This is a genomic window from Spiroplasma citri, from assembly GCF_001886855.1.
GTDB lineage: Bacteria > Bacillota_I > Bacilli_A > Mycoplasmatales > Mycoplasmataceae > Spiroplasma > Spiroplasma citri.
This window is the reverse complement of record NZ_CP013197.1, coordinates 107164-129703: the sequence shown is the minus strand read 5'-3', so window position 1 is coordinate 129703 and position 22540 is coordinate 107164. Positions and strand designations below refer to the sequence as shown.

At 24.2% G+C, this 22540-nt stretch carries 37 protein-coding genes, 1 tRNA gene and 2 pseudogenes; 4 read left to right on the top strand and 36 right to left on the bottom strand.

Annotation, left to right across the window (positions count from 1 at the left end):
- Positions 1–27: 27 nt before the first annotated feature.
- The 27 genes and pseudogenes from atpE to SCITRI_RS10930 all read right to left on the bottom strand — a co-directional run bounded on the left by atpE (position 28) and on the right by SCITRI_RS10930 (position 13981).
- Positions 28–330 (bottom strand): ATP synthase F0 subunit C, encoded by a 303-nt coding sequence (gene atpE, locus SCITRI_RS00675; protein ID WP_071891625.1) that lies wholly within the window; start codon positions 328–330, stop codon positions 28–30.
- Between the two features lie 52 nt (positions 331–382).
- Complete coding sequence (locus tag SCITRI_RS00670; RefSeq protein WP_171283330.1) at positions 383–1201, bottom strand: F0F1 ATP synthase subunit A; 819 nt, start codon at positions 1199–1201, stop codon at positions 383–385.
- Entirely contained in the window at positions 1188–1646 is a 459-nt protein-coding gene (locus SCITRI_RS12390; RefSeq protein WP_374941391.1) for an MG406 family protein, read from the bottom strand. Before SCITRI_RS12390 ends, SCITRI_RS00670 begins: the two co-directional genes overlap by 14 nt.
- Positions 1615–2238: a uracil phosphoribosyltransferase gene (upp, locus tag SCITRI_RS00665; RefSeq protein ID WP_071891621.1), complete on the bottom strand. Its 624-nt coding sequence runs from the start codon at positions 2236–2238 to the stop codon at positions 1615–1617. The genes SCITRI_RS12390 and upp overlap by 32 nt, the downstream gene beginning before the upstream one ends.
- A gap of 488 nt (positions 2239–2726) precedes the next feature.
- Entirely contained in the window at positions 2727–3179 is a 453-nt protein-coding gene (locus tag SCITRI_RS00655; protein WP_237237991.1) for a DUF871 domain-containing protein, read from the bottom strand.
- 232 nt (positions 3180–3411) lie between these two features.
- A complete protein-coding gene (locus tag SCITRI_RS00650; RefSeq protein ID WP_071891614.1) occupies positions 3412–3864 on the bottom strand; it encodes a hypothetical protein in 453 nt (150 codons plus the stop codon).
- 84 nt (positions 3865–3948) lie between these two features.
- The gene (locus SCITRI_RS00645) at positions 3949–4446 is read right to left on the bottom strand and encodes a UPF0236 family transposase-like protein (RefSeq protein WP_157092837.1); all 498 of its coding nucleotides are present in this window, start codon (positions 4444–4446) and stop codon (positions 3949–3951) included.
- Between the two features lie 182 nt (positions 4447–4628).
- On the bottom strand, positions 4629–4760 hold the full coding sequence (locus SCITRI_RS12100; protein WP_257785683.1) for a hypothetical protein: 132 nt from the start codon (positions 4758–4760) through the stop codon (positions 4629–4631).
- 360 nt (positions 4761–5120) lie between these two features.
- Positions 5121–6185 carry a type IV secretory system conjugative DNA transfer family protein gene (locus SCITRI_RS00640; protein ID WP_071891606.1) on the bottom strand — a complete coding sequence of 355 codons (1065 nt, stop codon included), beginning with the start codon at positions 6183–6185 and terminating at the stop codon, positions 5121–5123.
- 71 nt (positions 6186–6256) lie between these two features.
- Complete coding sequence (locus SCITRI_RS00635) at positions 6257–6724, bottom strand: type IV secretory system conjugative DNA transfer family protein (protein ID WP_257785693.1); 468 nt, start codon at positions 6722–6724, stop codon at positions 6257–6259.
- Positions 6725–6750: 26 nt separating this feature from the next.
- Positions 6751–6927 carry a hypothetical protein gene (locus SCITRI_RS09750; RefSeq protein WP_157092836.1) on the bottom strand — a complete coding sequence of 59 codons (177 nt, stop codon included), beginning with the start codon at positions 6925–6927 and terminating at the stop codon, positions 6751–6753.
- 278 nt (positions 6928–7205) lie between these two features.
- Positions 7206–7367: a hypothetical protein gene (locus tag SCITRI_RS09745; protein ID WP_155522070.1), complete on the bottom strand. Its 162-nt coding sequence runs from the start codon at positions 7365–7367 to the stop codon at positions 7206–7208.
- Between the two features lie 55 nt (positions 7368–7422).
- A complete protein-coding gene (locus tag SCITRI_RS00630) occupies positions 7423–7872 on the bottom strand; it encodes a plasmid recombination protein (RefSeq protein WP_084566865.1) in 450 nt (149 codons plus the stop codon).
- Complete coding sequence (locus SCITRI_RS00625) at positions 7850–8035, bottom strand: hypothetical protein (RefSeq protein WP_071891595.1); 186 nt, start codon at positions 8033–8035, stop codon at positions 7850–7852. The genes SCITRI_RS00630 and SCITRI_RS00625 overlap by 23 nt, the downstream gene beginning before the upstream one ends.
- A 235-nt stretch (positions 8036–8270) precedes the next feature.
- Entirely contained in the window at positions 8271–8555 is a 285-nt protein-coding gene (locus SCITRI_RS00620) for a hypothetical protein (protein WP_071891591.1), read from the bottom strand.
- Positions 8556–9150: 595 nt separating this feature from the next.
- A complete protein-coding gene (locus tag SCITRI_RS12095; protein ID WP_257785682.1) occupies positions 9151–9285 on the bottom strand; it encodes a hypothetical protein in 135 nt (44 codons plus the stop codon).
- The gene (locus SCITRI_RS00610) at positions 9263–9475 is read right to left on the bottom strand and encodes a hypothetical protein (protein WP_071891586.1); all 213 of its coding nucleotides are present in this window, start codon (positions 9473–9475) and stop codon (positions 9263–9265) included. The genes SCITRI_RS12095 and SCITRI_RS00610 overlap by 23 nt, the downstream gene beginning before the upstream one ends.
- 285 nt (positions 9476–9760) lie before the next feature.
- Positions 9761–9937 carry a hypothetical protein gene (locus SCITRI_RS09740; protein WP_157092835.1) on the bottom strand — a complete coding sequence of 59 codons (177 nt, stop codon included), beginning with the start codon at positions 9935–9937 and terminating at the stop codon, positions 9761–9763.
- A 14-nt stretch (positions 9938–9951) separates the two neighbouring features.
- Entirely contained in the window at positions 9952–10254 is a 303-nt protein-coding gene (locus SCITRI_RS00605; protein WP_071891581.1) for a hypothetical protein, read from the bottom strand.
- A gap of 308 nt (positions 10255–10562) precedes the next feature.
- Positions 10563–11021 (bottom strand): annotated as a pseudogene (locus SCITRI_RS00600) (MupG family TIM beta-alpha barrel fold protein).
- Positions 11022–11211: 190 nt separating this feature from the next.
- On the bottom strand, positions 11212–11544 hold the full coding sequence (locus SCITRI_RS00595; protein WP_071891576.1) for a PTS lactose/cellobiose transporter subunit IIA: 333 nt from the start codon (positions 11542–11544) through the stop codon (positions 11212–11214).
- An 18-nt stretch (positions 11545–11562) separates the two neighbouring features.
- On the bottom strand, positions 11563–12510 hold the full coding sequence (locus SCITRI_RS00590) for an ROK family protein (RefSeq protein WP_071891571.1): 948 nt from the start codon (positions 12508–12510) through the stop codon (positions 11563–11565).
- Positions 12511–12723: 213 nt separating this feature from the next.
- Entirely contained in the window at positions 12724–12966 is a 243-nt protein-coding gene (locus SCITRI_RS10950; RefSeq protein WP_071890581.1) for a hypothetical protein, read from the bottom strand.
- Entirely contained in the window at positions 12953–13180 is a 228-nt protein-coding gene (locus SCITRI_RS10945) for a Gfo/Idh/MocA family oxidoreductase (protein ID WP_071890578.1), read from the bottom strand. The genes SCITRI_RS10950 and SCITRI_RS10945 overlap by 14 nt, the downstream gene beginning before the upstream one ends.
- A gap of 10 nt (positions 13181–13190) precedes the next feature.
- Entirely contained in the window at positions 13191–13364 is a 174-nt protein-coding gene (locus tag SCITRI_RS10940; RefSeq protein WP_237237990.1) for a hypothetical protein, read from the bottom strand.
- Between the two features lie 15 nt (positions 13365–13379).
- Positions 13380–13616: a family 1 glycosylhydrolase gene (locus tag SCITRI_RS10935; RefSeq protein WP_071890575.1), complete on the bottom strand. Its 237-nt coding sequence runs from the start codon at positions 13614–13616 to the stop codon at positions 13380–13382.
- On the bottom strand, positions 13610–13981 hold the full coding sequence (locus SCITRI_RS10930) for a family 1 glycosylhydrolase (protein ID WP_071890572.1): 372 nt from the start codon (positions 13979–13981) through the stop codon (positions 13610–13612). The genes SCITRI_RS10935 and SCITRI_RS10930 overlap by 7 nt, the downstream gene beginning before the upstream one ends.
- A gap of 388 nt (positions 13982–14369) precedes the next feature.
- Here SCITRI_RS10930 and SCITRI_RS10465 point away from each other — a divergent pair, with 388 nt between their 5' ends.
- Positions 14370–14639: a hypothetical protein gene (locus SCITRI_RS10465; RefSeq protein ID WP_071890567.1), complete on the top strand. Its 270-nt coding sequence runs from the start codon at positions 14370–14372 to the stop codon at positions 14637–14639.
- A gap of 76 nt (positions 14640–14715) precedes the next feature.
- On the opposite strand, the gene SCITRI_RS00560 is transcribed toward SCITRI_RS10465, so the two are convergent.
- From SCITRI_RS00560 to SCITRI_RS00550, 3 genes are all read right to left on the bottom strand, one after another.
- Positions 14716–14982 (bottom strand): family 1 glycosylhydrolase, encoded by a 267-nt coding sequence (locus SCITRI_RS00560; protein WP_237237989.1) that lies wholly within the window; start codon positions 14980–14982, stop codon positions 14716–14718.
- A 149-nt stretch (positions 14983–15131) separates the two neighbouring features.
- Positions 15132–15674, bottom strand: a complete 543-nt coding sequence (locus SCITRI_RS00555) for a DUF402 domain-containing protein (protein ID WP_071890565.1) — start codon at positions 15672–15674, stop codon at positions 15132–15134.
- A gap of 404 nt (positions 15675–16078) precedes the next feature.
- A tRNA-His gene (locus SCITRI_RS00550) sits at positions 16079–16154 on the bottom strand.
- Positions 16155–16320: 166 nt separating this feature from the next.
- Between SCITRI_RS00550 and SCITRI_RS00545 the strand changes: the two genes are divergently transcribed.
- Together SCITRI_RS00545 and SCITRI_RS00540 are read left to right on the top strand one after the other, a co-directional pair.
- A complete protein-coding gene (locus SCITRI_RS00545) occupies positions 16321–17571 on the top strand; it encodes an ISNCY family transposase (RefSeq protein WP_147076658.1) in 1251 nt (416 codons plus the stop codon).
- Between the two features lie 204 nt (positions 17572–17775).
- On the top strand, positions 17776–18381 hold the full coding sequence (locus SCITRI_RS00540) for a YigZ family protein (RefSeq protein WP_071890558.1): 606 nt from the start codon (positions 17776–17778) through the stop codon (positions 18379–18381).
- A 189-nt stretch (positions 18382–18570) separates the two neighbouring features.
- On the opposite strand, the gene SCITRI_RS00535 is transcribed toward SCITRI_RS00540, so the two are convergent.
- Positions 18571–19542 carry an IS30 family transposase gene (locus tag SCITRI_RS00535; protein ID WP_071890554.1) on the bottom strand — a complete coding sequence of 324 codons (972 nt, stop codon included), beginning with the start codon at positions 19540–19542 and terminating at the stop codon, positions 18571–18573.
- A 116-nt stretch (positions 19543–19658) separates the two neighbouring features.
- Here SCITRI_RS00535 and SCITRI_RS00530 point away from each other — a divergent pair, with 116 nt between their 5' ends.
- On the top strand, positions 19659–19940 hold the full coding sequence (locus tag SCITRI_RS00530; RefSeq protein ID WP_071890551.1) for a lipoprotein: 282 nt from the start codon (positions 19659–19661) through the stop codon (positions 19938–19940).
- Here the strand turns inward: SCITRI_RS00530 and SCITRI_RS00525 are convergent.
- The 5 genes and pseudogenes from SCITRI_RS00525 to SCITRI_RS00505 all read right to left on the bottom strand — a co-directional run.
- Positions 19921–20526, bottom strand: a pseudogene (locus SCITRI_RS00525) (spiroplasma phage ORF1-like family protein); the annotation flags it as partial. The gene SCITRI_RS00530 and the pseudogene SCITRI_RS00525 sit on opposite strands and share 20 nt — an antisense overlap.
- 11 nt (positions 20527–20537) lie before the next feature.
- On the bottom strand, positions 20538–20774 hold the full coding sequence (locus SCITRI_RS00520; RefSeq protein WP_015967964.1) for a hypothetical protein: 237 nt from the start codon (positions 20772–20774) through the stop codon (positions 20538–20540).
- Positions 20774–21178 carry a hypothetical protein gene (locus SCITRI_RS00515; protein WP_015979226.1) on the bottom strand — a complete coding sequence of 135 codons (405 nt, stop codon included), beginning with the start codon at positions 21176–21178 and terminating at the stop codon, positions 20774–20776. Before SCITRI_RS00515 ends, SCITRI_RS00520 begins: the two co-directional genes overlap by 1 nt.
- Positions 21171–22184: a hypothetical protein gene (locus SCITRI_RS00510; protein WP_071890544.1), complete on the bottom strand. Its 1014-nt coding sequence runs from the start codon at positions 22182–22184 to the stop codon at positions 21171–21173. The genes SCITRI_RS00515 and SCITRI_RS00510 overlap by 8 nt, the downstream gene beginning before the upstream one ends.
- Entirely contained in the window at positions 22184–22387 is a 204-nt protein-coding gene (locus SCITRI_RS00505) for a DUF2649 domain-containing protein (protein ID WP_071890543.1), read from the bottom strand. Before SCITRI_RS00505 ends, SCITRI_RS00510 begins: the two co-directional genes overlap by 1 nt.
- Between the last annotated feature and the right edge of the window lie 153 nt (positions 22388–22540).

The following is a 22540-nucleotide window of genomic DNA, read 5'->3' as shown; positions in this document are numbered from 1 at the left end:
TTCTTTCTTTCCAATTTTTACTTTTTATTAACCAGTAACAAATGCTAAAATAATTGCAATAACTAATGCATAAATTGACCCTGATTCAGTAATGGCAGCAGCAATAATATATTGTGTTCGAACTTTACTTTCAACTTCTGGATTTCGAGCAATTGCTTCAACAGCTTTTCCACCAGTATACCCTTGTCCAATTCCTGAACCGCAACAACCAATGGCAGCTAATCCTGCTCCCAATAATGACATTCCCTTTGTAAATCCATCAGTAATTCCAGCCATGAATCATATTGTCATCATATTTGATAGCAAATCTATTGTCATAAAATTTATCATATTATAATTCTCCTCTTCCTTAACAAATATATAATTTTATTTTAATCCTTTTTTAGCCATTTAAATTAACATTTTTAACTTTTTGTTCTTTTTTCACCTTAATTATCTTTTCTTTTTTTTCTTTCGTTTCTGTTTTCATTTCCCTTGCCCAATAAGCAATTGTTAAAATTGAAAAAATATATGCTTGAATTAAACCATCAAAAACATCAAAATAAATACTTAAAAAAGGTAAAAATACACCAGCCAATAAATCAACAGGCCCAATATAAGGAATATGTCCTCAAATAAAGTTCATTAAAGCTGTGAACAAGGTAATAATAACTGTTCCTCCCAAAATATTTCCAAATAAACGGAATGAAATTGAAATCAAAGGAACAAATTGGGTTAATAATTCTAACGGATTGATAAAAAACTTTTTAAAATATACTAGTTTTTGATATTTAATCCCAAAATAATATATTCCAAGAAAAGTAACCAATCCCATTGATAATGGGACAGTATAAGCCGTTGCAAGTGATTCAAACCCAACAACACTCATTAAATTTCCAATCCCAATATACAATAATAAGTACATAACATAAACTGTTAAAAATTTATATTTTGGTCCCATCAAATCAACAACTTGTTTTTCAACTCACTTAATTGTAATTTCAGCAAAAAGTACTAAACCAGTTGGAACATCGGTTGGGCCAAGTTTTTTTAAGCGTTTATAATAACCAATTGATAAAAGCATAATAATAAAGGTAGTAATAACTATCGTTATTAATTGCGGTAATAAAATTGTATAACTTCATGCATCCATTCCACTTTTATTTGGATCAGGGATTAAATCCATTGTAAGAAATTGACCAAAGCTACTATTCATTGCCATTTTTTCCTTCCTTTCTGCGTTGATGAATGGGAAATTTAACATTTGCAAATAACGATGAAAATGGGTATAAACTAATTCCGACAATTATTGTGTAGATACTAAAAAAACTAGTATTCTCAGCATAAATAACTATAGGTATAGCATAAATAACTAAGCGAACTAGGTACAATAAGATAAAAAAGTACTTATTTAGACTTATACTTAACAATCATCCAGAAAAACAAATGATTAAGAAACCTATAAGAGAAAACAAATACCCCAAGAATAATCCTGTGTATAAAGTTCAATCTCGTTTTAATGTCAAATATATCATCGTCAATACTATTAGTATTCCCAAAAAAATTATTAAACTTATTATTGACAGTTTATATTCTACACCTTTAAAATGGTTTTTTCAATTTAATTTATTTTTTTTATTTAGTTCCAAAAATACGGTCTCCTGCATCACCTAGGCCAGGAATAATATAGCCATGTTCATCCAAGCGTTCGTCTAATGCAGCAACATAAATATCAACATCTGGATGATGTTCTTCAACGCATTTTTTTCCTTCAGGTGCAGCTACCAAACATACTAATTTAATATTAGTTGCTCCTCATTCTTTAACTTTTTGAATTGCAAGATTAGCACTGCCCCCTGTTGCTAACATTGGATCTAAAACTAAAACATTTGCTTTATTAATATTTTCTGGTTTTTTGGCAAAATATTCATGTGGTTCTAAGGTTTTTTCATCTCGGTATAATCCAATATGTCCAATTTTAGCATTTGGGACTAAATTAATAATTCCATTAACCATCCCCAATCCTGCTCTTAAAATTGGAAATAAAACAATATCATTTGCAATTTTATATCCCTTTGTTTTTGCTACTGGTGTTTCAATTTCAAATTCATTTAATTCAATATTTCGAAATATTTCATACGTCATTAATTGCGCAATTTCATCTAAATTTTCTTTAAAGACCTTTGAATTACTTTCCTTTTTGCGCATTCTTGTTAATTTATCCAAAATTAACGGGTGTTTTATTACAGTAAATGACATTAATTACGTTTCCTCCTTAATTTATTAGATTTTAACATAATTATAAAGATAATACTAAGATTTAATTTGGAATTACTTAGATTTTTAAAAATAATTCAATAAATATTTCAAACTTATTTTCTTTTTTAATCTTTAATGATTTTTTTACCGCTCCTAATATTGAACCTAATTTTAATCTTAGATTAATATAAGAAGATGAGCATTTTTTTATAATATCAAAACTATAAAATAATTTTAAATATAAAAACCCAGGGTTAATATCCATTCAAAAACACAAGATATTATTAAAGAAACTGTCATTTCAAGGTCAGACAAACTAACTACCGAGAATGTTTTAAGTCATTTAAATTATTAATTCCTAATGCTGTTAAATTAATTTTTTTCTGTTTGATAGTCAATTTTTGTTCTTCTTAATGCATTATTTCATAACACTTGATTATAAAAGTTATTTTAAAATAAAAAAGCCATAGGTTTTAACTACAGCTTTTTTAACTTAAATTAAATCTAAATTCTCGATTTGGTAATAAACAATCAACAATTTTTTGCTCATTTTCATCTAATTGACCAACGAGATTACGAATACCGTCGTTTATAATCCGCTTTGTGATAATTTGAACTTCAACTTTATAATTTTGTGCCTTATTATTTAAAATCACAAAATCACCTTTTTCAAAATATTTACCATTAAAAGGCCGAGCATGCAAATCACAATCTTGATATTTAATCCGAACAAGCGTACTACGAATCATATACTCTGCTAAATCTGGGCGAACAAAATGAATTGTTTGATCAAGGAGTATCCCCTTTTCAGTAGGGGATACTCCACTATCTGTTTTTAAGTTTAATGTAATTAAATGTAAATTAATGTTTTGCAAAGTTGTAAACTCATCATCATTTAAAAACTGCGTTGATACAATAATGTCTTCTACACATAAGGCCACAAAATGACGAACTTGAAAATCTAACGTTAAAGAGGGAGTAAATTATTCGGTTGGTGATACCTTATTCTAATAAATATTTATCTATTAAAATAAAATTCCTAAGAAAAAGATAAATTTATCTTTTTTAATTAATTTAATCATAACATAAAAGTAATAATTTACAATACAAAAAATAATAATTCACAAATTATTTAATAAATTTATTTTAAATTATTGATTTTTACTTTAAATTTTAGACAAAACATTGTGCTTGGTGAGCAACATTTTTATTTATTAAAAATTGCTGATTATACTTATCTTCATTTTTAAAATAATAATTATATTCTTTTTCATTTTTTTTGTTTAATTTATTAAGATAAAACTCAATTAAATTAACACCATTTTCTTTTGTCATTTTCAATGCAATCATATTTTTAAAAACTTTTTCACTATATGATTTAGCACCATATTTTTTTAATCATTTTACATTATGCGAAATTTGTGGTTCGGTATAAGACCCCATATATCAATTCTCTTTATAAACTTTAATACCCTCAGAATTATTTTTGATATATTTAATGAAACCATTGATTTTATCTTTTTTATCTTTTAAAAATGGATATTCTTTAATATTTTTTCTTGTAATTAATTTTTTTAAATATTTTATTACTTCATCAGGATCGCCATTTTTAAATAATTTATTCATATCTCAATAAATTTGTTTTCTTATTTTTTCATTATCGGTTAAATTTTTAGTTAATTTTTCTTATTCGATAAGAAAATATTGTTTTTAATTCTTTCATCAAATAAAAATTGCACCAATTTCATTGGCAAATTTTTGGATTCATTTTGTTCCATCACCTGCTAGCGTTAATTTACAATTTTCAATATTAAAATTTTGATTTAAAAAATGTAAAAATTCTTTTTTATATTTTTTAATAAGATAGTATTTATTTTTTACTGATTTCATAATAATAAAAATTTTTTTATCTTTTAGAACATTTTTATTTTTAGTGCTTTTTATTTCATCATACCCAGTATGAAAATATGCTGTTCTAAGCATATTTTTTTCTATTTTTCTATATTTTGTTAAATTACTAAAAGAATCGTCAACCCCAGCATACAAATATGGTGTTTGAACAATTATTTTTTCAGTTTTTGTTTTTAATTGTTCTTTAAATAATTTAGCAAAATCAATTTCCTTATTAATGTTTGTGATTGTCATCTTTGATATATTTAATTTTGGGTACATATCCATAATATCTCTTTGTCTTTTAGTACTATCCATTAATTTTAAAATTTCTATTTTAATAAAAATACTAATTCTACTTAGTTTTTTTCTTCCGACTTTCTTATAAAATAAAAAAAACAAATTGATATTTATTAGTATTTTTATTTAAAAAAACAAAATAATGTTCTAAAAAAGGTAATGTGACCATACTCTGTTTTTTCTGTAAAAGGTCTTTTACCCTACATAATATAGCCATTTTGGCCATTCCAATTTTTTCTCATTCTTCTAATATTTATTAATCTTTTTCCTGTTTCATTAACATCAATTTTTACTTTTTCTCTAAAATTAATAGTATTGAAAATATTTAACATATACTTATATTCTTTTTAAATCATCATTGCATGATAGTAAAATTTTATACTGCTTAAAATAATTTGTCATCAGTTTTATTACATTATTTTTATCGATAGAAAGAGAGAAATTAATTAACCTTCTTTTTCTTTTTTTCTTTTAATTTCACTAGTTATTTGTTAGATAACTTTATTAACTTTTTCTCATTTAGGTATAGTTTCCCTTAAGTGTGGTTTAGTTAATCACTTACGACTACGCTTCTGCCCCATGTATTACTAATTTAATTAGTTGATTAACCTTACAGATATCCTCCCACTTCGTTTATTTTTAAGTGTTCCAGCTTGACCATTTTGTGAAATCTTACTATTTATAAAAAATAATTATTCCTTTTCAGAATAATTATTGGTTTCTTGTCTTTTGATTAATTCTATTTCAAGGTTTTTGATTTTTTTTAAAAGTAAATTTATTATTGTTTTATTTTGAATAGATTTGTAATTTGTATTTTCATACTCTCTTAATTGTATTTTTAAATTATTAATATTTGTCTTAATTTCTGTTGTTGTTAAATTGACAAATTCATTAATTTCATTTTCTTTTATTTCTTTTTTGTTATTTTTAATATCATAAAAATATTCTTTATTAAAATTTATATAGTTAATTTCTTTTAATTGAAATATGTTTGTTTTTTCTACTAACTTTAAATCTTTTCATAGTTTTAAAGTTAGTTTCATTGGGTTATAGCGTGCTATTTTAACAATTCCTTGTCCTTGTTTTAAATTTGCTAACTCACTAGTTAACATTAAGGGGTGACTTTTTAAATTTTTCGAAACACTAATATTGATTTTATTTTCATTAATACTAATTTGTTCGATTGTTTTTGTTCCAAATAATTCACTATAATATTTTATTGTTTCTAAATCATTGGTATGTAAGAAAATATGCATCCCACAGTTATTTAAAATAATTTTTGCTATTGTATCACCATAATTTAATTTTAATTGGTTGATATCTTGTAAAATAAATTGAAAAAATATGTTTCTGCTACGCGAAATACTAACTCATTTTTCAATGTTGTTTATTTTTATTAAATTAGCAAATTCATCTAAAATAAAATATACTGGTTTTTCTAGTTTTTGTTCGATTATTTCACTTACTTTATTTGTTAAAAATTGATAAATTTGACTAATTAATATTGCTATTAATTTATAGTAATTATCATTTTCGTCACTAAATATGATGTATAAAACTGTTGGATATTCGATAAAATCATTGTAATTAATATCATTTTGGGATGTTAAATTACGAATAAAATCATTGTTAAATATTTCTAAACTTTTTGCAACAGTCATTAAAATAGCATCTAGTGTTCGATTTTCTTTACTATCAACCAAAGCCTGACTTGCGGTTATTTTGGCAATGCTGGTATTTTTTCGATTATTAGTCATTCAACTAAATCTTTTTTAAAACTAGTGATTGCTGCCACTGATGCCATATTAAATTTATTGGAAAATGATTCTTAGTTTAAAGTTTCCTCGATTTCTGTTATCAAATTATTTTTGTTTATTTTATCTTCATAATCTTCTAATATTGCTAAAATAATTCCTTGAATAATCATACTTGTTGATTCATTCCAAAATTCATCTTCGGGATTTTTGTTAATCAACATACGACTAAGTGATCTAATTTTATCTTGATACTTTATTTTTCACTTTATTTTTTCTTTTTCCTTATTTGTCATTATCATTTTAATAAAGTCATCATAAATTAGTTTTAATGGATTTCAAGTATTTCCTTTTTCTAAATTACAAAAATCAATAACTTTTATTTTATAACCATTTTCTGCTAAATAACCACTGGTTAAATTATACATTTCACCCTTGGGGTCGGTTATAATCATAGTTGGTTTAGTAGTTGATTTTCCATTTAAATAAATTGTTGGTAATACTATGCCTTGTGTTTTTCCGCTTGCTGTTGAACCAACAATAACACTATGAATATTATTTTTTTAAGTTAAACAATAAATCTTTTTTTGTTTTTATTACAATTAAAAACAAAGCCTGTATTTTTATAATTATCTTTGATATTTACTTTTTCACTAATATCATCAATTTCTTTTATACTTAATCATTTACTATCACCAAAATCTATTTTATTGGTTGTTTTAATTGCAGTTTCTTTATTCTTCAATTTACTAAATAAAACAAAATAAAAAAAATCAGCAATAAAACGCTAAACTTAATCCAACTGTTATTAATAATCCGTATTTACTTTTAATTATATAATTTCATCATGATAATATTTGAAATTGCTTAATTTCATTGATAAATATTGTAATTTCTTTTCAATTAATAAAAATTGAATAACCTATTCCAAATAATGTTAAACAAAAAATAAAAATAATTGGAACAAAACATAAACCAATTAATAAACTTATTTTTTTCTTTTTGATTTTATTTTACATATTTTTATAACTCTCTTTCTAGACTGCTCACCAAATCATAGCCTTTTTGCATAATTGGATTGATTTTAAAAACCATTTCATTAAATTCTTCTTCAATTAAACTCATATTTTTAAAATCTGCTATTTTTGGGTTAGCAACAGTAGTTATAATTTTGTAGTATTTCATTTTTTCTGCTAAATGTAAATATTTAGTTAACTGGTTTATTTCATAATCTGTAAAATTATTTTCATATTTTAAATATTATTAAACCATCATAATCATCACTAATAATTTTAATTTTGCTAAATTCTTTAATATTGCCTTTGCTAGACTTGTATTCATCAAATAGATTATTAATTTCATTTTCTAATTTATTTCGTTCAAATTGTTTAACTTGTCGAAAATTCATTGCATTATAACTACCTTTACAACCAATTTCGCCAGGTTCTATTTCATAACCTGCTTTTGTTAAATAATTAGCATGATAATTATTGAATTTTTGTAGTTGTTTTTTACCGCCAAAAATAAGATTATTACTAATTATGTATCTTTCTTTATTAAGTTTTTTTGAAAAAACTTTACTAATTGGAATAAAACCAAAATGAATATGGGGTGTTGTTTCATCCATGTGAACTGCTGAATACAAATATCCTATATCTGTTTTAAGATTATTTTTCATTCATTGTTTCATAAAATTTATTTCAATAAAAATTATATTTTGTAAACTCAGGATTAATATTTTCAGGTATTCCAATTCTAAAATTATGTCTTATTAGTTTATTAACACTTTTACTACTATATTTTTTAAAAGTTGCAATTGGTGGTGATGACCTAAGTTTATTTTCTTTTTTCATCTTTTTATCCTCCCTTTTTTGGAAATTTTTACCTTTTAAAATTTATTAAATTTATAAAGCCAAAATGCTTGCTCATCATACATTTTGGCTTTGCCAAAATATTTGAAAAATTTCATTTTTATTTTGTCTAATTAATCATCTTTTTTTGGAAATTTATTACTATTAAAATATTTTAAATTTTCTTGGTATATTTGTTTTTGTTCTGCTTTTTTAATTAAAACTTGCTTATTCATTTCTAATAAAAAAGGGTGGATTTTTTTAAACTAATCTCACCCTCAATTTTTCCATCTTTATTTTTAATATAAAAGTTTTTATTTTTAAAAATTGTAATAAAACAATAATCTTTGTTATATTGTAATTTAAAATATTTGCTATTTATATTAATACTTGCATAAGGATACAATAAATTTTTTATCCTTAACTCAATTCATTTATTACCTTTAATATCATAATAAGATTTTGTTAAAATTAAATTATTTGTCATAACTTGATAACTTATATATTTTTCTGTTTCTTTCATTTTGATAGTTCCTTTCTCTATAAAATTATTTTTAATCTTTTTTTAATTTTTAATGTTATAAAATAGAAAATTGGCAAACATATTGTGTTCGTAATTAATATTCCGATAATTATTTGTTCTATACTTAAAACTCCAAGATTTAATCAAAAAAGAACAAAATCAATCGGAAGATAAATAATTATGTTTGATAATAAAATAAGAATAATTTTAATACTATGATTTATTTTTATTCAATTAATTATTTTAATTAAAACTGCTAATAAACCTGTCCCGATATTTCAACATAATCATCCCACAGTAAAACCTCATAATGTTAAATCTGATAGAAAATGTCCCATAAATCCAATTAACAAACACCAATATCAATTTAAAATAACTCCACTTATAAAAATAATGGAATTGATGTTCTTGGAATAATTTGGATTCGCATTACTTGTGATAATACAACCATTATCGCAATTAAAACTGAGGCATAATTTATGGTAATTTGTCATATTTTAAGTTATCTTTAAAACATATAATTTCAGTAAATTCTTTCAAATCAAAACTATCTTTTGAACAATTTTGGCAATAACTATCATCATTAATATTTAATTTAAATAAAATTATGTGCCATATATATTTGTTGTTTAAAACTATTAATTTCTTTATCTTTTTCAGCAAGTTCTTTTTTAATTTTTTCATTTTCTTCTTTAAGTTTGTTAAATTTAATTGATTCTGTTATTGTCATTATTTAAAATCTCTCTTTCATATTCTTCAATATCCTTAATTGGTAAATTGTTTAAATAATTATTAAGTGTTTGATTTAATTGTTCTTCATTTTTATAATCATAAACTCTTTTAAAATATCTAAATATTTCATATCAACTTAAATATTTTGATAATATGTTTCATTCTTTATATTGCTTTTTATCAAACATATTAAATTTTCTCCAAATTTTCTAATATTTCACAACATTTTAAATAACTAAGCGATCATCTAAAAACTTAAATAAAAAACAAAATAAAATAAGAGTCACAAACAAACATATTTATATATTTTTTCTTTTTAAAAATATATGGGTTTTTTGCAAAAATAAAATAAACATTTGTGCATCATAAATGTTTATTATCACCTTCTATTTTTGATCTACATTTAGGACAACTTTTCCTCATTATTTTTATCTCCTTTCTTTTTTATTTATCAAAAATTAAACCAACTAATTTTAATAAATAGTTGGTTTAATTTTTGATCGTATTTGATTTAAAATATTTTCAATATTATTAACTTTATCAATTAAAACTTCCATAATTTGTTCTAAATTGCTTAAATTGTTTTCTGTTGTTGTTTTAATCTCGTTAATTAACTCGCTAATTGTATTTTTGATATTATTTTCAACCATATAATTTCTCCTTTCTAATTTTTGATATTAATAATTCATCATTTATTTTTCTTAAAAATTAATTTTTTAATAATTTGGTGATTATTTTTGCATTGTAAAGTCAAAAATCAAAGATTATAAATTATTTTTTGTTTGTTAATAAATTCTAATCTTGCTAAACAATGCCGAGCATACTTTTTACAATATCAGCCACCTTTTTTGTTTTTGGTTAATTTTGTAAAGTACTCATTGATATAACACTGACATTTATTAATTAATACTGTCTTATTTGCTAATTTAATTTTTAACTCTTTTAAACAGAGTTCTTTTAAAGACACTTTCAAATCCTCCTTATAAATAGTAAGATTTCTAAATTTTTTTATTGTGGAACACTTAGCCTTTAACGATTGCAGGTTAAAGATTTATCCCCAAACCACAATAACTCTTTTATATTGCCTAAAAGAATTGCCTCCATTATGTCGTAGCGGTACGGCCACCCCTATATTGTTTATCCTCGCTTGCTTGGTTTTGCTGTTATTTTTTAAAACTAAGCAAGGTTAACAACAATTTTAACCTAATTAAAAAAGATAGAATTTTATATCTATCTTTTTCTTATTTTTTGGAAATTTTATACCAACCGAATATTTTACGCGGTCAATGTTAAATCACGATGCATTTCAATGCTTGGTAATTTATCATTATATTGTCAGAGTCCTTGTGCATCATTTCGTTGTAAAGCAACAAAAACTTGTAATGGAATTCCTAACTTTTTATAAATAGATTTTTTTTCAATAAAATACATTAACGAACTAGCTGTATAACGTTGCGGATAAAAATTTCAACATCCAACCAAATTATTTTTATTTGCATTTAATGATAATAAAAATGCTAATTCTTGGGTTGGACTTGATGCATTTAAAATTATTTTAATATCTTCTTTATTATGTGTTAATTTTGCAACATCTTCACCACTAATTCCTTAATCAAAACGAATTCCTTTTAATCCTAATTCAGTCATAAAAAAATCCATAACTTGTTCACGATTATTTTTATCTAATTCAAATTCCTCATAAACAGCACCATTCACATCACCATAAACATCAATTCCTAGTTTATTTGCTGTTTTTGTTAATTGTAAAAAGCGATTAAATAACTTTTGATCACTTTTTTAACATTAATCAAGGTAGTAAAAATAACCTTAATTTTAGCTTTTGCACATTTTGTTAAATATGTCTCTAAATCATAGTTTTCTGTAAACAAATGTGGATATAAGCTAACACCAAGGCGCATAACAATTAATCCAAAACTTTTTTTGCAAGTAATTTATCATATAATTCAATAAATTCTTTTGCTAATTCAATAACCATTTGTGCTGTCATCATTTGATCTTCGGCATGCATAAATAACACGGGAATTTGATGTTTAGTCCCTTGTACCTCTTCTTGAATAATCGTCATATGTTGCTTTTCTGCTTCAATAATATTTTGTTCTGCTTCTGCAATTAAATTATTAGCATCAATAGTTTTTCCTTCTTTTGCAGACTTAATTGCAATTAATGCATTTGATTTTGCCATACCAGCATAAGTAATAATTCCAAATGATATTTCTTCAAAATTTATTTCTTTCATTTTTATGTTCTCCATTTCTTATTTTGTTTCATCCATTTTAGAAAGAGCATAATATCCTGTCCCATACATTCCTGCCTTATCTTGTAAATTTGAAATCTCAATTGTAAAAGTTTTTAACATAAAATCACCAATTCGTGCTTTTACTAACTCTTGTAATATATTTTTCAATTTTACCCCTAAATTAGTAACACCACCAGCTAAAATAATTACTTCTGGATTTAGAATATATAACATTGTTACAATATGATATGCTAATGGAATTAATCCTCTAGTAATTGTTGCAATTGTTAATTCATCATTTTTATCAAATAATGGTTTAATATCAACTAATTTTAAATCATGTTTTTCTTTTAATTGGTGTAATAAACTACCCGGATTTTCATCAGCAGTTTGGTTAATTAATTTTGTTAAACCTGTCGCTGAAGAAACTGGTTCAATGCAGTTTTCTAATCCACAAGTACAGGCAAATAAAGTTTGAAAACAACCACCATGACCAAGTTCACCAGCAAAGCCATTTGCACCTGTTCACAATTGACCATTTAAAACAATTCCGCCACCAATTCCAGTTCCTAATGTATATAAAACTAATGATTCTTTTTTATCATAGATACGATCTCAATATTCTGCTAATGCAGCTGCATTAGCATCATTAATAATATTAACTGGTTTTTGAAAAATTTTCTCAGCTTCTCCTTTAATATTAAAATTACGTCAATTTAAATTGCCAGCTAAAGCAACAATTCCATTTTTTTCATCTAAGAAACCCGGAATTGCAAAACCAATTTGACTAATTGTTGATCAATCAATTTGATGTTTTTCTAATTGTTGATCAATTTCTTCTTTTATGGTTTGTAAAATTGCTGCTTTATTTGTTGTAACTTTAAATTCACAACGAATAACTTTTTTTTCTGAAAAAACAGCACACTTAGAACTAGTTCCACCTAAGTCAATTGCTAAAACATTCATTAATTTTGTTCCTCTCTATAATTCAATAATTTGATGATCATTAGTATTATTTGTTAATTCTAAAATTTTAATAATTTCTAATGAAATTGCTTTCGTAACAACATTTGACTCATTTTTTTTATTTTTTCATAAATCATAGACATGCTCAATCTCAAACCGTAGTCCTTCACCAGCCGTTGTAAATGGTTCATCAACAGTTTTAATTAAATTACCTTATAAATCATAAACTTGATAAGTATATGCTATATGACAAGAATCTTTTTGATAATCAGCATTGTACTTTTGCAAATTACCCCACCCTCTAATATAACCTTTTGTTCCTAAAATTTGTGCTGATAAATCACTGGATAAACTATCACTAGCAATAATTGTTGAAATGCCCTGATTTTTATGATGAATATTTAAAACAGAAGTAGAAATTACCTTATGGGTTGCATAAGCATTATTTAATCCCAATATATGCTAAATCAAAATTTGCAGCATCTTTAATTAACTCATCTAATGATTGATAGACTTTGTGAATTTGGTAAGTATCTTTATATTGTAAAGCTTTTACATAAGTTAAATTGTAAATTCCAAATAAAGTAATTTGATCTTTATATTTTGTATTTTGTAAATCATCTAAAAATCATTTTGTAATTCGTCCTGCTCCAATTAATACAATTTTCATGTCAGCCTCCTTATTGTTGTCAAAAGTCTCATGTTGTTAATTCGGTTTTTAATAAATTCGTTAAAACATCAATATCATCATATGCAAGATTTTTACCATTTGTTGTAATTACTCGTTTATATCAAACATAAGATAATTTTGGTGTTCGCGTTTTAATTTTACTATTAAAATTAACAGAAACCAAGCCATAATCTTTTCGCTATCCTCCGCTTGGCGAAAAAATATCACAATAAGTTCATAATGAATAACCAATTAAATTAACTCCACGGTCAAATGCTTTAAATACTTCTGCTAAATGTAAACTTAAATAGCGAATTCGATCTTGATCTAAAATTAATGGTGCTGCTTTATCATCAAAATCACCCATTCCATTTTCAATAATCATTAAGGGTTTTTGATATTCTTTTCATAATATTTCCGCTCCAGTCGCTAACATCTTTGGATCAATAATTCAATTTCATTTTGTATATTCAATGCCTTTTGGAAATACTTGTTTAAAACCCGGTACAAAAAAGCATGACTTTTTTGGTGCAATTCTTTTAAATTATCAACATAATTATCCCCAGTAATATAACATGGGCGATAATAATTTCAACCAATTAAATCCAATTGATGTTTTTTTAATAAGTTTAAATCTTCATCACTAATCATAAAATTAATTTTTTCATCTTTTAACCATTGAAAAAAAACATCTGGATAAGTTCCTTTTAAGTTTGGGTCTAAAAAGAAATTTTTAAATCATCCGTTATATTTTCAAATGCTGCTTGGTCACCTTCTCGGAATTGATACGGTGGCGCTCAATCATGGTCAATTCCTAACAATGCATCGTTAGCAAGATAAACTTTTGACTTAGCTAAATCAAATTCTTCTTTCGCAATTGCTGTACTAAGGTTTAAATGATGAATTGCTTTAGCAAATGCTGTTTTATATAAGCATCTAATGTAAAAGTAGAATTCTCATCATTAACAAATCATAAATTACTATATTTCTCTAAGTATTGAAATACAACGCGGACATATTTTCGGAATCATTCAATTACATTACGGTTCTCAAATCCACCCTGAATTTCTGCTCACATTGGCGTATCTCAGTGATATAAAATTAGAATTGGTTTAATACCATTTTCAACTAATGTTTTAAAAACATCATCATAAAATTTAATCCCTTCTGGATTAAGGAGAATTAAAAAATGACAGAATATAAAAGTAAATATATTAATAAAACTTGAGATGAAATAACAACATCATTTGATTGAGTTAATTGTCAACCTATTGATTTTCGTATTTCACATCATAAAAAACATTATGATTTGCAATGTTTAGAATGAACCAAAATGTACTTAAATTTATTTAAAGATAAATGAGGCGTTATTGCATCTTATATGGAACATTACAAAATTAACGATATTTTAGATTTAGCATCCGATGGATGAAAAATATTACAATTTGAGAAAAAATAAAAGGCATCGTGTACGATGCCAAAAGAGTTGCATTTGTTAAAAATGATGTTATCATCAAATTAACAAGAGGCAAAAATTACTGCTTGCATTTACAGGATTCCATTTCATTAATTACATTATTATAAAATTCAACTCCTTTTGGATTAATTGTTTTTCCATCAGGAATTAATCTACTTCATTGAATTGATGTTCATAATGAATTAAAATTTAACTCCCTTACAATTTTAATATCTTCTTGATAACGATGGTAAAAATCATTTAAACAAGGTTGTTGGTTAAAAAAACGATATTTTTCTAAACTAAATCAATGATCTCAATTTGATGCAGATTTTCCATCTTCCAAAAATGTCTCTTCTGTTTGAGGACCAGAAAAGCACTACCTCATAAAAAATTTTTTTAAAAATTATATTGCCCCATTAGAAATCTCCTCTCTAAAACACTTTTATTATATCTTTTATTATATCTATTATTTAGAAAATAAACAATAAAACCTTATTTAAGTAATTTAGATTTTAATGCTAAATATTGTTGTCATAACGCTTCTGCATGACTATGTTCAAAAATAAAAAGTTTATTTTTAATTAAATATTTTAAATTATCAATTTCTGTTCAAATTGCATTAACAATATCACGACTATATTTTCAAGCAATACGATTTCGATTAAACTCTTTTAGATCTAAAATTTTATAACTACCATCAGCAAAAACTTTAATGTCTAAATCATAATCAATATATTTAATTGTTTTTTGCTCCATAATAAATGGCGATGCAATATTACAATAGTAATTTATCCCGGTATCTTTAAGCATACAAATAATATTACTTCAATTTTTCCGATTAAAAATCCAAATTGCTGGTTCATTTGTTTTTCATTTTCTACCATTCAATTCTGTAACAGTGACATCTTCATTTACTAAAACAATATATTCTTCTTCTAGTAATAAAACAACCGCCGATTCTCAACTACGGTAAACTGAACCATTATGTTTATAAGCATGTACTAAGACACTATCTCCAACTTGTAACGAGTCCATAATGTTACCTCCCATAATTTATTTTTAAAATTACAGCAAAAAAAATAACTAAAAATAATACAATAAAAAATTATGTAAAATTATTAAATTTAAATTGCCATAATATATAATTTTATTTTGATATTAATTACTTTAAAATAAAATGCTATTTTAAATACGTCAACATTTTCATTATATCAGTTGTATTTATTAAGTAAATAGACAGGCCTTAACTAATTAGAAATTTTTTTATCGGAAATAAATTATTTTGGAAATTATAAATTCATATATTGCTTTTCACAATATCTTATAGTTAAGTAAAAAAACTCCCCTATTTGCTTAACAACTTTAATAGGGGAGTTTTTTATTATGTTATATTATATTTTTTCTTTTAAAAATAAAAAAACTACTTTTGTAGTTAAAAATGGGGCGGCTGATGGGACTTGAACCCACGAATGCCGGAGCCACAATCCGGAGCGTTAACCTCTTCGCCACAACCGCCATATTTGATTATATAAATAACCCTATTCATTATAACTTAAAACAAAAAAATGTAAATAGAATTAATTGTACATTGTTCTTATCTTGTGATAATTTCATAATAGTTATCTAGCAAAAATTTCGCAATTATTTATATTATTAATTTGGTGATAACTATGGAAAGAAAATTAACAATGACAGAAAAAATAAATATAAAACTATTGGAAAAGTTATTAATAATGAAATAACAAAAAAACGTGCTGCTAAAATTTTAGATTTGTCTATTCGTAAAATTGAACAATTAATGAAAATTTATGATACACAAAATATGACTTCCTTTGCCCATCATTCACGTGGTAGAACAGCATATAACAAAACAAAACCAGAAATTTGTGAAAATATTCTTAATCTTTACAAAACTAAATATATTGATTTTAATTTTATACATTTTAAAGAAAAATTACTCGAAAATGAAAAAATAAAAATTTCTTATTCAGTTTTGTACAACTTAATGTCTCTAAATCAAATAAAATCTCCTAGAAAACAGAAATTAAGAAAAAAAGATAAATCACATCCTTTAAGAGAATGCCGCAAATGTTTTGGGGAATTATTACAAGCTGATGCTAGTGAACATTTGTGGCTAGGAATAAAACATCCTAAAATATTTTTACGTGGTGCTATTGATGATGCAACAAATACAGCTGTTGGATTATATTTTAATTATCAAGAAACCTTAAATGGTTATTATAATGTTTTATATCAAATTTTAAAAAACTATGGTATTCCTATGGAATTTTATACAGATAAGCGAACAATTTTTACTTATCAAAAAAATAATAGTAAAAACGAAGAAAAAGACACCTTTACTCAATTCAGCAGATGCTGTAATGAATTAGGTGTCGAAATCATAACTACTTCAATTCCTCAAGCAAAAGGTCGAATTGAACGGTTATGAGGTGCTTTACAAGATCGTCTAAAAAATGAATTAAGTCTTGCAAAAGTAACTACTCTTGAAGAAACAAATAAGTTCTTAAAAGAATTTCTGCCTAAATTCAATAAACACTTTGCTCTTCCCATTGATTATAACAATTCTGCTTTTGTTGATGCACCAGAAAGTGACAAAATTAATTTACTTTTATCAATAACTTCAACAAGAAGAACAGGTAATGGATCATCAATTAGTTATGCCAATAAAAAGTACTTAGCTTATGATAATAAAAAACTAAAAGTTTTTAATTCAAAAACAAATGTTACAATAATTAATGCATTTGATAAAACATTGTATCTTAAGTATGAAAACAAAATTTATAATCTATTAGAATATATTCCAACAGTTAAAAATACAGAAAAAACATTACCAAAATCTAAAGCTCATAAACCCAAATCAAATCATCCATGAACTGAAAGATATACTATGAAACAATTATCAATTAAATAAATTTACGAAATTTTAGCTAGATATTGACATAGAATTAATTGTACATCTTAAAAACATATTTTTTGGAACATTAAAACAAATAATGCATTAGTTTAAAAAAGGATTATTATGTTAATAAATCTTATCATTAATTTTATATTATATAATGTAATAGGTATAAATATGTAGTGCCTGAGGGAGTAAAAATAGAAAAAGAATAACAAAATGTATATAATTAAGAAAAATAAAATTTTAACTAAAGAATTAATAATTCGTAATGTTAAATTTCTTTGTTTCGCTAGTTACGTTCAAACAGAAACAGATGTTATTAACTTCTTAAAAAAGTATAAAGATAAAAAAGCAAATTATAATGTGTATGCATATGTTATTGGAAATCGTCGTGAAAATATTTACAAAACTGATAACGGCGAAACACGACATATTGCAGGAAAAACTATCTTAGAAAATATTATTGAAAAAAATATAACAAATATTATTGTTCTAGTTCTTCGGTATTTTAATCCAATTTACAGTTTACCCGAAGATTGAATTAAAAATGGATATGCAACAATTACACGTATTATTTTAAATTCTGCTCAATTAGAAAAAATTAATGAACAAATTAAAATTGGAATTTTATTACGGTCATTAAATGAAGTATTTTTACGAGAACTTTTAGACAAAAATAAAATTAATATTATATCTAGATTAATTTATCGTGGTGACTTAATTTTTACTATAATTATTGATCGTAACAACAGCGTATTAATTGAATTAGATAATTTAATTATTAAAGGAAAAATCTATAGTTATAAAATTTTAAAAAATTAAAAAATCTTATTAATTAAAAATGAATTATGTAAAATGAAATGCAACAAATCTTTATTAATTAAATAATATAATAAAAATTACAAAAATCAACCATAAATTTAAAAAAATTAAAAATACTTTAATTTTTCTTTTATTTTACACACATTTAAACACACTAAAAAACAATTTATTAAATTTTAATTAATAAATTTATTTAATATTCTGTAAAAATACTTCTTTTGCACTTATTCAATTTAAACACGGTTGGAGTTTATCATTTATAACATTAACTACTCAATCTATTTGTTTTTGACTAACTTTATTAAAATCAGTTCCCTTAGGAAATCAATGTCTTAATTCACTATTCATATATTCAATTAAAGGTTTTTGTTGTGGTGAACCAGCATCACAAAAATATACTTGTGTTTCAGCAAATATTTCCATTTCTCTTCATTTACTAAATTCTTTCCCTCTATCTGTTATTATTCCTTTTATTTTTCCAATTAAATTATTTTTTATAATAATATCTTTAAACTTTTTCTCAACTTCCCTAGCAGTATAATTTTCTAATTTTATTGCAAAATATTTTTTACTTAATTGTTCTACTAAAACTAAAATAGCAGATTTATGGTCTTTACCAACCACTGTATCCATTTCAAGTCATCCAACATTAGAAACTTTATTATCAATATCTCAAATTGACTTAAAATCAGTTAATTTACCACGATTATCAGATTTTCCTTTTCTTTTGTATTTTTTACCATGGTGTCGTAAATTCTGTTTTAAAAAACCATAAAAACCTAAACGAATTCATTTATACAATGTTTTAACACAAACGGGAAATTTAACTTTAAATTTTAAAAAATAACGATAAATAAGTTCTGATGGTGAATCATGATAAACATTAAATCTCAGATGAATAAAATTTAATTGTTCTTCTGTAAACTTAAATCTTTTATTATTCTTTTTTCTTTTCTCATAATACATTTTATCTGACTTATAAGTACTATATTCATCAATAGTTTTAAAACGCTTAATTTCTCGTAAAATAGTACTACGATGTCTATTCAAATATTTAGCAATTGCAGAAATATTCTGCTCACCATTCTTTTTTAAAAAAATTTTTGATAATAATAATTGTTCTAATTTAACTTTATCCATAAAACTTAAATGACTATACATAACATTTATATACCTTTCATTAACTTATAAAATTAATATTTAATACGAATAATTGATATATAATTGATATGTGATAAAAACAATTATATATAAAACAATAAAAAGGAGCAATATATATGAAAAAATGACTTAGCATAATAGGAGCAATTGGATTAAACGCAACAAGCACAACAACACTAATCAGTTGTGAAAAATCTAAAAAACCAAATAATAATGAAGAAAATAAACCGACACCAAAACCATCATATAATCCACAAAAACCACCAGAAGGTAGTAATTGAAAATTAATTGAAAATAATTATAGTAATGAAATTAAAAATATAAATAATAAATGATATTCAGTTATTTTTAATTTTGGAAATTATAAAATTGTTAATTTTTATTATTTATATTTTTAATTTCATTACTATAATTATTTTCAATTAATTTTCAATTATCTTGGTTCAACTTAACTCTTGGATAATGATTTTCTTTATAACGGTCAACATTTTCCACAATTTCTTTCGATACATTAAACATCTTATATTTTACAGCAAAGGCATAAATAAAATCAGTTAAATCATTCAAAAAATTCTCTTTTTTAACATCATAAAATTTTTCAACCATATACTTATTTTTTAAACTATGTCATTGTCGATAATAATTCAAAAATATTTCACCAGGTTTATCATAAACAACTCCGGTTGAATAACTATCTTGTAAAAAATCTAAATACCATTTATCATTAAACAATAAATTTTTTGATGTTTTTAAAGTTGGATTAATAAAATAATTTGTTTCCGACCAATTTTCAAAAAAACTACTGCGTAAAAACATTGTATTAATAAAATCAGTTTCATTAATACCTTTACCAGTACTACTTTCTTGTTTAAGCGTATATTGCTCCTCATTTAAGGGTCTAAACGCCGTTAAAGTAATAAATGGAATAACCAAACCCAAAAAAGTTAAAATAAATATGGCAAATAAAGATAACGATTTTTTCATAAACTCAACTCCTAACTATACAATGTTTTTGAAACAATAAACCCAACAATATATAAACTCGATATTGTTAACATTAACGGATGACTAAACAAAACTGCCATTCTACCAAATAATCAAATCAACCAAGTATCAGAATTATATAAATCCATAATAATATTTTTTGCTGATGTAAATTGATTAATAATAACAGTAATAAAACCAGTTCCAAATATCGCAATCGCCGCCACCAATAAAACTAATTTAATCATTACTTATGCACTCTCCTATATCCTTGTTCTCTTGTTTTTGCTTGTTTTGCTAAACTTGATAATTGTTTTTTATTACGATTAATTTTAAATTGTTTACGCTCTTTAATATGTTTTTGCATACCTTGTTTAGTATCAGAAACACCGCGAACTGTTGAAGAATATACTTGTGAAACACCATTATTAACTGTTGAACCTAAATTATTATATTGTGTTGATGTCCCGTGAATTGCATAAATCGATAACTTAATAACCATAAAAAAGATTAAAAAATAAGCAATTGACGTATTTGTCATCGGTAATTTTGTATTTCAAATTACATCAAAAATAAACAAAAATATATCAAAAACAAAACTAAAAATCTTGTCTCAATTACTATTATTATTTTCAACTAATAAATTAATCATCTTTACCATTTCCTTTCTCTTTTTTAGGTTTTAAATTCTTTTTCAAAATATCAATATCAAATAACTCCAATCGTTCTTTAACACTTAATTTTGTGATTTCCGACCAATAATATTCTTTTTTATTAACAATTTCATCATTCTTTAAATCACGCACAAACTTTAACCATTGACTATCATACTTATTAGCGAATTCAAGGGGAATAATTATTTTAAAAAACCGAATTCCTAACCCAACATCCGACTTATGTTTTACTCTTTTACCTTCTGCTGTTCGTTCTACTGATTTTGTTTTTCAAATTTCATAATCCGTTATATCTTGAAAAATACCAATTCGCATAATAAAGAAACGATTAAAAAAATTAAACCCTTTCTTAATAACTGGTTTTTTCAATGAAATTGGAATAATAATTCCACTTGCTAACTGGCGAATATTATTTCAAATCATACCCTCACGCTGAGCAGTAAACAACGCACGATGTCCAAAATGTCTCGCTAAAACAATTCACGGTATTTTACCACTATGAACTTTTTTTTCATCGTGAGGACTAGTTCCGTCAATATATAAATAACTTTCATCAAATAAAATAACACTATCATCTAGGGGAACGGGTTTTGTTCTATCAGTAAAATCTAAATTTTTAAATGTTAAAACTTTAACCTTATCATCTTCTAACGGATAATTACTATAAATTTCATCTGTCAATAATTTCATAGTTTGCGACAAATAAGTTAAAAGTAATGTTTTACCAGTTCCTAACTTACCAATAATTACCGATAACGGATTATCTCAAACAAAATTTACTAACCCAAAAGAATTTAACTGATAAAAAATATTTTTTCACAATCATCACACAAAATATACACATTGCAAAGCAAATAATATTCAAAATACTAAACCAACACAATACAAAGAAATTAACCAAAGTAATAAATCAATTAAACTAAACAAAAGCATTGAACCACTAATATAACAATAGTTTTTAAAGAAAAATATAAATTTTTTCATTATTTAAAATACCCAACTATCTTAAAAACCATTCACAAGAAAAACCAAGTTAAAAACAAAATCACAACTCAAACACCAACCATCAAGGTTAAATATTCATTTTGCGTTAAATTCCACATTGTAATACTTTCAACATTCGTTTTATCGATAAACAAAAATATATGAATAAAAAACTCTTTTAATTTAATTCAATCATTTTGCATTTTTAAAAACTCCATATTTTTTGAATAAGTTTAAAAAACATTCCAAAAAATAAAACAACAAATAACACAAAAGATATAACATATAAAAACTCAGGGGGCATTTGCACCAATAATATAACTAACAAATTGAACTCAATAATCATATAAACTCAT